This window comes from Parvibaculum sp., assembly GCF_040882025.1.
GTDB lineage: Bacteria > Pseudomonadota > Alphaproteobacteria > Parvibaculales > Parvibaculaceae > Parvibaculum.
In genome coordinates, this window is record NZ_JBBECC010000197.1 from 304 (window position 1) to 10,678 (window position 10,375).

The following is a 10,375-nucleotide window of genomic DNA, read 5'->3' on the forward strand; positions in this document are numbered from 1 at the left end:
GACTACGGCAGTGCCCGGCAGGGTGCAGTCCCCCTTCAATCGGGAGTGATCTCCAACAAACGGCGTAGCGGACGTTCTGTTCGTTCAGGTGCAGTCCCCCTTCAATCGGGAGTGATCTCCAACCTGTCCCAGAAAGACAAAGATGTTCAACGGGTGCAGTCCCCCTTCAATCGGGAGTGATCTCCAACCAGACCACGTTCGGCGAGTTCAAGGACGCGGGTGCAGTCCCCCTTCAATCGGGAGTGATCTCCAACCGGCATCCGCGAACTGGACGCCCCGGCGCGGGTGCAGTCCCCCTTCAATCGGGAGTGATCTCCAACAAGTAAGTGCAGCGGAAGATCGGCTGTCACGGTGCAGTCCCCCTTCAATCGGGAGTGATCTCCAACGCCAATCGTGGACGATCTTGACAATGAGCAGGTGCAGTCCCCCTTCAATCGGGAGTGATCTCCAACGGATACCGCGCAAGTCACAGGCATTGCTAGCGTTTCTTCTGTTTGCGGTGAGAATTTTTGCCGCCATGCCCGTGTCTTTTGTCGCCTCGCGTCCGGATTTTCGGACCACCGTTCGCCTTTCGTCCATCGGCCGTCCCCGACCAGTCTATCCGGTCGAGGTCCAGCGAGACAATGTCCGGCCGGCTTTCCGCCGTGCCGCCGAACAGCGCCGCCGCCATGGCGACGAAATCGCCGCCATGCAGGTTTTCGAGGATCGCATGGTTGACAGGCCGGCCGCGCGCGTCCGGCTGCCTGTCCCTCATATCTCGCTTGCCGCCCATGTGCGGGGCCTGCCGTGTCGCGAGTTTCGCAGCACCGAGACGATGATCGGCGCCCATCATCCATGCGAGGTCGAGGTTCTCGCGCGCGAGCAGTTCGATCACGGATTGCGAGACGGCGTTTTTCAGCTTGCGGTCATAGGCCATCAGTTTGCGGGCATCGTTGACGCAATTCGTCAGGTCGACGGGCAGATGGGCGTTCTTCAGCATATTGAAATGCGCGAAGTTGTTGCGAATGTCGACAAGCGGATTCTTGCTTCCATCGAATGTGAGTCCGAAATAGCGGTACAAATCCGCCCTGACGGTGTCGCCATCGGCGCCCGGCCCCAGCCGACGGACCGCATCGACGATCCTGCCTTTGCCCAGGCGGTCGAGGCCCTCCGGTTCGAATACCTCACCAGGCTGCCGGCCTGCATGGTGGACCAACGCCAGTGCGACGAAATAGAGATCGCGCTCCCAGAGGCCGGAATAATCCACCAGCCGGCCGAGCACCGACATCAGCAGGCGATGCAGGCGGACATGGTTCGTCAGGGTGACATGCGCGGCCAGATGGCGATAGCGGATGACTTCGCGGAGCGCCTCGACATAGGCGCGTCGATCCTCGTTCGCGAATTCTTTCTTCTCCCGCTTCTCTCGCGTCCATTTCTCATGCAGGGTTTCGCGTTTTTCCTGCCACGCGGCGATGCCGGACTTTCCGCCGTCACGCGGTGCTTCGGCTTCGCGCAACCTCGAAATGTCGGCCGATGAAATGCGGTGCGCCTCGAATATCTTCCGTAAGGCGGGCAGATGGCCGAAGCGCATGATCTCGCGCAGGCCGCGCTTCGGGATGCGGGTGTCGCCTTCGCCGCCCGGTTGCGATGGGAACGCAGCCTCGAAAGCTTCGGGATTTTCGACGAAATCAGCGAACGCCTCGGCACTCGCGAGCGCCGTGCCGCCCTCGAATTTCGCGTCGTGCATGTCGAGATAGAGTTCGAGGACGGCGCATATACGCACCGCCCTTTCCCGCGACGCCTCCACTTCCGTTGCGCCCGGCCGGCCGGCGAGGATGTTCCATTTCCGTATCTGATGCAGCAGCCTTCCGATCTCGTCAACGGGCACCAGATGCATGAGGAAGTAGAGCAAGGTCTGCCAGTCCTCGGCGGCGGTGACGCCTGCCGGCGGTGGCGAAAAGGTGTCGAGGTCGAATTGCCGGTCGTCCGGTTTCGGAGTGTCCGCCTTCAGCTCGAGAAGGAAACCGAAATCCGCTTCTTTCAGATAGCCATCGAAGGCGAGCGCCACGACGTCGCATTTCAGCTCCTCGATGAACGCCGCCTGTTCGCGCGCGTTGTCGGGATCGCTGTCATAGCCGCGCTGGACGCGCATCTCGCTCGCCGTTTCGGCGGATAGCCTGAAGAAGAAGGATTCGATAGTATCGCCTTTCGCGAGGTGGCCAAGCCGAGCGGCGCGCGAGGCGATTACCTCGCGGCGATCCGGGTCGCCCTTGGTATTCATTTCCTTCGCCGCCCGTGTCGCGCGTTCGACCGCACGGCTGATGTAACCGTTCAGAGCGGCGGCATCGCGCAAGGCGAGCCAGCGCCGGAAGGGACGCTCATAGAGAAGTTTCAGCGCCGTGTACTGGCAGTGGCGCGCCGGCACTTCGAGGTCCGTTCGATTGGCCGACGGGGGCAGGCGCGTCCAGTCCTTCGTGTTCTTCCGCACATTTTCCGTACGCAACAACATCCGCCCAAAGCGCGGCAGGGGGAGGACGGCCGGGGCCACGCCGGACATTTCGGCGACGAGCCGCCGACATTCGGGTTCGCCGAAGAAATGTTCGAGATGTACGCCGCGCAGGGTTTTCAGGAGTTGCGCGACGCGCTCGCCGGTATCGTCATTCCAAAGCGTTCGTGCGGCGGCAAGCGCATCCGGCTTCGGGCTGGACGCCGTCAGGACGCCCACGAAACCGCCAAGGCCCTTGAAGTGGAAGGCGGCGTTGCGCAGGCCCGCAACGCCCCGCAAGGCCGCTTCGAGAATTTCCTTGTGGAACGCATCGTCGCCCGCGCCCCGGAAGGTCGCGGCCCGACTTCCGAAAAGAAGGTCGAGCTTGCGGTCAAAGCCGCCGGCATCAAAATCCCGTCCGATGGCGCGCCCGATCGGGCCGGCCAGCAGAATGTCGTCCTCTATACGCGATTGCGGATCGGCCCAGTCCTTCAGGGTGCGGGCCGCCAGCGCCAGCACATGCCGCCAGACACGGACGAAGGCCTCATTGCGCTTGATCCGCGCCTGACCGTCGCTCGACCACCAGACGCTCGCGGCAATATCCGCCGGCCAATGGTCCACCGGATCGGCCGGACTGTCATCTTCACCGCTCGTCGAGGCCTCGTAGTGGATGATCTTGCCGAGCCGGACCAGCGCGCTGAGATCGCTGTTGACGATCTTCTTCTCCACGAGCGCGAACAGGTCCGGCATCGTGTCCGGCAGAAGGAGCGAGACCTTGCGACGTTCGTTCCCGTGCTCGCGGCGGTCCTTGCCGTGATGTTTCAGGATGCGCGCGTAGCAGTCCTTGACCGCCATGTGGAGATTGAAAAGACCGGGACATTGCTGTTTTGCATCCTCGATGGAGAGGCGGATGCCATCAGACGCCCGGAATACTTTCGCGTAATGGGCGTAGAGCGCCGTGCCCGCAATATCGACGGTGACACTCCGGCGACTCGAGCCGTCATTGCCGCTTTCCCGTCGTTCCGCCGCCTGCCGGATTTCACCGGCAACATTTCCGGCGCGGGCATAGGCTTCGCAGTCGGCTTCCGTCCAGTCGTCATTCTTGTGGGGCCTATCGCGCAGGACATTGCCGGCGATGCTTCGGGCCCGCGCCTCGATGCGACCGACCCTGCGTTTCGGAACATCTCCGGAGAGACGGTATTCGGCGACGTGGAGATGCTCGTGAATCCGCGCCGCTATTTCCGTCGCATCGGTCTTTGCCGGCTCGGCCTCGCCAGCAAAGCGCGCATACCAGCGGCCCTTCGCCGAAGGCGGCGGGTTCTTGCCGCGCGGCTTGTATTCCGCCTTGCCGTAGGGCGCGACCTTCGTTCGCCAGAGTGCAGCGAGGTGTTGCCCGCGCGTCGCATCTTTCAGGCCGGGCAATAGGTCCCTCGCTTCGAGAAGCACCCAGGCCGCCTTTCCGAGCCGGTCCCTGAACTCGCGCTGCTCCTGCGTCGCGCTCTTGTCGCCGGAGGGTTTCGTCGCGATCTTGTCGATCGCCGAAATCCATTGGGCGATGACGAGTTCGTCGTGGGCACTGGCGAATTCGGTAATGTCGCGCGGCGTCTGCAGCTCGTCGCGGAGCCGCAGGACGCGCTTTCGAGCCGACGCATCGCCGGATTCGACATCGCTTCTTCCATATGGCCTGACAATACGCATATATGCCTCCCCATAATCGGGGGCCAACGTATCAGGGCGGAGCGGCCTGGGCACCTGTTGAGGCGCGGATGGCCGCGCTTTCCGCCCGGCCGCCGCCCGTGCTAACACAAGGGTATGGCTGAGAAAGACACACCCGAGAGCGACCGGCTGGACGATTTCGCGCATCCGCGCGAGGTGGCGGCGCTCTATGGCCATCAGGAGGCCGAGCGGGCGCTGTTCGAGGCGTTCATGGGCGGGCGGATGCATCATGCCTGGCTGATGACGGGCCCCAAGGGCATCGGCAAGGCGACGCTGGCCTATCGGTTCGCGCGGTTCATTCTGCATTACGGGACGCCGGAGGCGGCGCGGGCGGCGGGGGCGCGCGATCTCGCCGTGCCGCCGGAGAGTGCCGCCGCGCATCAGGTGGCGGCCGGCAGCCATCCGAACCTCCTGTCGGTGCGGCGGCCCTGGGACGACAAGACCAAGAAGTTCAAGACCGTGCTGCCGGTCGACGAGGTGCGGCGCATCAGTCATTTTTTCGGGATGACGGCTGGCGGCGCCGGCGGCTGGCGGATCGTGGTGATCGACGCGGCCGACGACATGAACACCAATTCGGCCAATGCGCTGCTGAAGGCGCTGGAGGAGCCGCCGCCGCAGGGCCTCTTCCTCGTGCTGTCGCACCAGCCGGGACGGCTGTTGCCGACGATCCGTTCGCGCTGCCGGACGCTCGCCATGAAACCGCTCGGCGTCGCCGAGATCGTCGAGGTGATGCGGGCGGAAGAGCAGAAGCTCAAAGCGGGCGAGGCCGAAACGATCGCGCAGCTTGCAGACGGCAGCGCGGGGCGGGCGCTGGCGATCGCGTCGGGCGGCGGGCTCGCGCTCTACAAGGAACTCGCGGCGCTTCTGAGCGCGCTGCCGCGGCTCGACATCGCCGCCGTCCATGCGCTGGCCGACAAGGCGGCGCGGCGCGGCGCGGACGATGCCTTCGAGACGCTGAGCGAGTTGCTGACCTTGTGGCTGCAGCGGCTGATCCGCGCCGGGGCGGGGCTCGATCCGGGCCCGGACATCGCGCCCGGCGAAGGGGCCGCGATGGCGCGGCTCACGGACCCCGCGCGCGGCGGAGCCAGCCTTGATCGTTGGGTCGAGGTATGGGAAAAGATCGGCCAATCCATTGCCCGGGGCGAGGCGCTGAACACGGACCGGAAGCTCGTGGTCCTGAACATCTTTTCGATGCTCGAAGCGGTCGCGAGCGAACGCGCGGGCGTTTGAGGCGGATCGCCGGGTGACGACAAATCCGCTAACGTCCATTACCGGAATCCCTCCGCAACCCCTCCCCAAACGGCTTGCCGCCGTTTGACCCTCCCACAGGGGGAGGGAGAAGAAACAGAAGTACAGGTTCGAGAGACGAATGAGCGCGCGCAAGGCATTCTACATCACGACGGCGATATCCTATCCGAACGGTCCGCCTCATATCGGCCATGCCTATGAGGTGCTGACGACCGACGTGATTGCGCGCTTCAAGCGGCTGGACGGCTACGACGTGCGCTTCCTGACCGGCGTCGACGATCACGGGCAGAAGATGGCGCAGACCGCCAAGGCCAAGGGCACAACGCCGCAGGCACTGGCCGACGAGATGGCGCCGAAATTCCTGGCGATGGTCCGGCGGCTCGACATTTCCAACGACGACTTCATCCGCACAACCGAGGCGCGGCACGAGCGGGCCTGCCAGCATATCTGGGAGAAGATCGCGGCGAAGGGCGACATCTTCACCGGCAAGTATGCGGGCTGGTATTCGGTGCGCGACGAGGCGTTTTACGACGAGGACGAACTCGTCGCCGGCGAGAACGGAGAGAAGCGTGCGCCGGGCACGGGCACGCCCGTCGAGTGGATGGAGGAAGAGACCTATTTCTTCCGCCTCTCGGCCTATGAAGAAAAACTGCTGGCGCTTTACGAGGCGCAGCCCGATTTCATCCAGCCGGAGTCGCGGCGCAACGAGATCGTCGCCTTCGTCAAACGCGGGCTCAACGATCTGTCGATTTCGCGCGCGCGGACCAAACTCGACTGGGGCGTCGGCGTGCCGGGCGACCCCGATCATGTGATGTATGTGTGGATCGACGCACTGACCAACTACATCACCGGGCTCGGCTATCCCGACACCGAGGGCGCGCTCTTCAAGCGCTACTGGCCGGCCGATGCACATATCATCGGCAAGGACATCGTGCGCTTCCATGCGGTGATCTGGCCGGCAATGCTGATGGCCGCCGGTATTGCTTTGCCGAAACGCGTGTTCGGGCACGGCTTTCTCAATGTGCGCGGCGAAAAGATGTCGAAGTCAGTCGGCAATGTGATCGATCCGTTCTCGATCACCGACACCTATGGCGTCGACCCGATCCGCTATTTCTTCTGCCGCGAAGTGACCTATGGCGCGGATGGCAGCTACAGCCACGATCAGGTGGTCAACCGCATCAATGCCGACCTCGCCAACGATCTCGGCAATCTGGCGCAGCGCTCGCTGTCGATGATTGCGAAGAATTGCGACGGCAAGGTGCCGGCGGCGGGCGACCTGACGGCCGACGACAAGGCTCTGCTCGCGGCGGCGGCGGCGCTGCCGGACAGAACGCGGGCGCAGATGGAGCGGTTCGAAATCCACAATTATGTGGGAAGCGTGTTCGAGGTGGTCAGCGAAGCCAATCGCTATTTCGCCGGACAGGAACCCTGGGCGCTGAAGAAGAGCGATCCGGCGCGGATGGCGACTGTTCTTCATGTGACGGCTGAAGTCGTGCGGCGCTGCGCGATCATGCTGCAGCCGGTGATGCCGGCCTCCATCGCGAAGCTGCTCGACCTGCTGGCGGTGGCGGAGGGCGAGCGGGACTTTGCGCATGTCGCCTTGGGCGCGCTTGCGGCCGGGACGGCGCTGCCGGCGCCCTCGGGCGTGTTCCCGCGCTATGTGGAGCCGGAGGCGGCGTCGTGAGGCGGATGAGCGGTCAGAGTCACAATGGTGTCATTCCAGCTTTCGCCGGTATGTCCGGCGCAACAGCGGTTGATCTTTTGGTTGTTTCTCCCGTTATCGTCATGACCCGGCTCGTCCGGGTCATCCACGTCTTTCTTTCCTTCCGTACCGCAAAGACGTGGATGGCCCGCATAAAGCGGGCCATGACGGTTTGGTTGATATTGGGGACCTCATTCCTGCAACTGAAATCCGCCTTACTGGACAGCAGTGGGTCAAGCCCGGCAAAGACGAACGTGGGTGATGTGGTCGCGGGGAGACGCCCATGACCCTTCCCGTGCTCATCGACAGCCATTGCCATCTCGACTTTCCGGATTTCGGGGAAGAGGTCGAGGAGGTGGTGGCGCGGGCGCATGCGGCGGGGGTCGGGCTGATGGTGACGATCTCGACCAAGGTCAGCGAGTTCGACCGGGTGAGGGCGGTGGCGGAACGTTTCCCGCATGTCTTCTGCACGGTCGGCATTCATCCGCATGAGGCGGCAAGCGAGCCGGAGACCGATACGGCGACGCTGATCGAGATGGCGAAGCATCCGAGGGTCGTCGGCATCGGCGAGACGGGGCTCGACTATTATTACGAGCACAGCCCCCGCGACGCGCAGAAGCGGAATTTCCGTTCGCATATCGCGGCCGCGCGCGAGACAGGCCTGCCGCTCATCGTGCATACGCGCGACGCGGATGAGGACATGGCCGGGATTCTGGTTGAAGAAACAGGGAAAGGCGCCTTTCCGGGGCTCCTTCATTGCTTCAGCTCGGGGCCGCAACTTGCTGAAAAAGCTCTGGAAATCGGTCTTTATATTTCGCTTTCGGGCATCCTGACCTTCAAGACGGCCGAGGAGCTGCGCGCAACGGCGGCCAAGGTGCCGATGGACAGGCTGCTGGTCGAGACCGACGCGCCTTATCTGGCGCCGGTGCCGAAGCGCGGCAAGCGCAACGAGCCGGCTTTCGTGGTGCATACGGCGGCGAAGCTCGCCGAGGTCAAAGGCGTGACGGCGGCCGAACTTGCCGAAGCGACGACCGCGAATTTCCTGCGGCTGTTTTCGCGCGTGCCGCCCGGCGCGGTGCTGCGCGGATGAAGCTCAGGGCGACCATACTCGGCTGCGGCTCGTCGGGCGGCGTGCCGCGCATCGGACCCGATGGCGGGCATTGGGGCGCCTGCGATCCGGGCGAGCCGAAGAACCGGCGGCGGCGCTGTTCGCTGCTGGTCGAGCAGTGGGACCGCAACCCGGCCGAGAAAACCGTGGTGCTGATCGACACCTCCCCCGACATGCGCGAGCAATTGATCGATGCCGGCGTCGGGCCGATCCATGGGGTGCTGTTCACGCATGACCATGCCGACCAGAGCCACGGCATCGACGACTTGCGGATGGTCGCGATCAACCAGCGCCGCCGCGTCGATTGCTGGATGGACGGGCCGACCAGCGAGACGCTGCTCAACCGCTTCAGTTACTGTTTTCGCGAGAAGCCCGGCGCCGGTTATCCGCCGATCCTCACCCATCACATGATCGAGGAACCGGGGCGGGTGATCCATGTCGAGGGCCCCGGCGGCACGGTGACGGCGCTGCCGTTCGACCAGGATCACGGCAATATCCGCTCGCTCGGCTTCCGCTTCGGGCCGCTGGCCTATTCCGCCGACGCGGTTGGCATACCGGACGAGAGTTTCGCACATCTCGACGGCATTCATTGCTGGATCGTCGATGCGCTGCGTTATGCGCCCCATCCGACACATGCGCATGTCGAGATGGCGCTTCAATGGCTGAAGCGATCCGGCGTGCCGCGCGGCGTGCTGACCAATCTTCATGTCGATCTCGACTACGCGACGCTGAAGGCCGAGTTGCCGGCCGGCGTCGAGCCCGCCTATGACGGGATGGCGCTGGCGTTCGAGTTCTGAACGCGAAACGGCGCGGAAACCGAAGCTTCCACGCCGTTGTTCGAGCGACAGGTTCGCCAGCGACTATCAGTTCTTCGCGCCCCTGGTGTTTTCGCGGAGGATGTCGCCCGTCGCCGGGTCGACCACCAGCTCGACATGTTTTCCGGCGCTGTTGCGCGCCCTGTAGGTTGCGTGGCCGGTCAAGCCGATGGCGTCGGTTTCGGCCAGCTCGATGTCGGTGTAGCCACGCTGCGTCAGCAGGATGGCCGGATCGGTGCCGGGACTGCCCAGGGAACCGGTCGTCTCGGGGCTGCCTGTCATATCCATGGCCGTCCCGGCGGCACCGGTTGTGCCGATGGTTCCGGCAGCGCTGCCAGCGCCGACCGTGCCTTCGGTGCCGGCGGCACCCGTTCCGACGGCGCCGTCGTCATCCGCGCCGATCGTGCCGGTCGCCTGGGCGGCACTTTCACCACCCATGGTCCCGTCGATACCGATATTGCCGGTTCCCTGTGCGACGATTGTTTCGCCAGGTGCGGCGGGATCTGCCGCCAGAGCGGGAGAGGCCAGCAGGGCGATGCTTGCCGTGCCGGCGAGGAGTGTTTTCGTGAATCGGGTCATTGTGCTTCGTACCTCCGATCATAGGCCCCATCGCCCCGTTGAACCGGCCGCGCTGCGCTAATTCGCCAGTATCGGCGTCTCGGACAGCACGGCGCCGGTGCGAATGTCGACGACAACCTCGACCGGCCGTCCGTTCGGATCGATTGCGGTGTAGACCGCTTCGCCTTCCGTCGCCGCAGCGCGTTCCCGCGGCTCGACATCCGTGTATCCCTTGCCGGTGAGCGTGGCGGTCGGATCGAGATCGGGAATTGGCGTTCCGTGCGGCGGTACCGTGCCGCGTTCGGGAGGCTCAGGCGGCATCACATCGCGGACCGGCGGCTGCGGCGCCTCCTCCTCATCGAGCGGCGGCATCGTCTGTTCGAGCGGCTGCGTGTCGAAATCAGCCTGGGCGTACCGGCCGGTGCCGGGGTCGAGCGCGACGGAAGATGCCGTCATCAAGGCGAAAGCAACCGCGCTCACGTGAAGCATGTCGAGGAGCCGTGTCATCCGTTCCTCCTGTTTGTTTTCTGCCTCCCCGATCCGTTTTCCGGTGAATAAAAACGCGGACCGCATGCTGGTTGCGACACGCGGCCCGCGCACTCACTAAAGCTTTTCAAACGGATGAACGCGGCTTAGTCGGCCGGCTCCTCCGCAAGCACGCTGCCGCTCTCGGTGTCGAGCGTCACCATGACGGCTTCGCCGTCGAGATTGGTGGCGGTGAAGGACTGCTGGCCTTCGGCCTCGGCATCGCCTTCCGCTTCGAT

7 protein-coding genes and 1 CRISPR repeat array are annotated in these 10,375 nt (G+C 64.4%); of the genes, 4 read left to right on the forward strand and 3 right to left on the reverse strand.

From position 1 onward, the window contains the following. The first annotated feature begins 21 nt into the window (after positions 1–21). Positions 22–452: a CRISPR direct-repeat array (repeat unit 36 nt; unit sequence GGTGCAGTCCCCCTTCAATCGGGAGTGATCTCCAAC). A 26-nt stretch (positions 453–478) separates the two neighbouring features. After that, positions 479–4,162 (reverse strand): type VI-A CRISPR-associated RNA-guided ribonuclease Cas13a, encoded by a 3,684-nt coding sequence (gene cas13a, locus WEB61_RS15120; protein WP_368065174.1) that lies wholly within the window; start codon positions 4,160–4,162, stop codon positions 479–481. A 114-nt stretch (positions 4,163–4,276) separates the two neighbouring features. Here cas13a and WEB61_RS15125 point away from each other — a divergent pair, with 114 nt between their 5' ends. The 4 genes from WEB61_RS15125 to WEB61_RS15140 all read left to right on the forward strand — a co-directional run bounded on the left by WEB61_RS15125 (position 4,277) and on the right by WEB61_RS15140 (position 9,035). Continuing rightward, positions 4,277–5,410: a DNA polymerase III subunit delta' gene (locus tag WEB61_RS15125; protein WP_368065175.1), complete on the forward strand. Its 1,134-nt coding sequence runs from the start codon at positions 4,277–4,279 to the stop codon at positions 5,408–5,410. A 139-nt stretch (positions 5,411–5,549) separates the two neighbouring features. Next, positions 5,550–7,112 carry a methionine--tRNA ligase gene (metG, locus tag WEB61_RS15130; RefSeq protein WP_368065176.1) on the forward strand — a complete coding sequence of 521 codons (1,563 nt, stop codon included), beginning with the start codon at positions 5,550–5,552 and terminating at the stop codon, positions 7,110–7,112. 313 nt (positions 7,113–7,425) lie between these two features. After that, positions 7,426–8,220, forward strand: a complete 795-nt coding sequence (locus WEB61_RS15135; RefSeq protein WP_368065180.1) for a TatD family hydrolase — start codon at positions 7,426–7,428, stop codon at positions 8,218–8,220. Next, positions 8,217–9,035, forward strand: a complete 819-nt coding sequence (locus tag WEB61_RS15140; protein WP_368065177.1) for an MBL fold metallo-hydrolase — start codon at positions 8,217–8,219, stop codon at positions 9,033–9,035. Before WEB61_RS15135 ends, WEB61_RS15140 begins: the two co-directional genes overlap by 4 nt. A 66-nt stretch (positions 9,036–9,101) precedes the next feature. On the opposite strand, the gene WEB61_RS15145 is transcribed toward WEB61_RS15140, so the two are convergent. Together WEB61_RS15145 and WEB61_RS15150 are read right to left on the reverse strand one after the other, a co-directional pair. Continuing rightward, complete coding sequence (locus WEB61_RS15145) at positions 9,102–9,632, reverse strand: hypothetical protein (protein WP_368065178.1); 531 nt, start codon at positions 9,630–9,632, stop codon at positions 9,102–9,104. Between the two features lie 57 nt (positions 9,633–9,689). Continuing rightward, complete coding sequence (locus WEB61_RS15150; protein ID WP_368065179.1) at positions 9,690–10,118, reverse strand: hypothetical protein; 429 nt, start codon at positions 10,116–10,118, stop codon at positions 9,690–9,692. Positions 10,119–10,375: the final 257 nt, after the last annotated feature.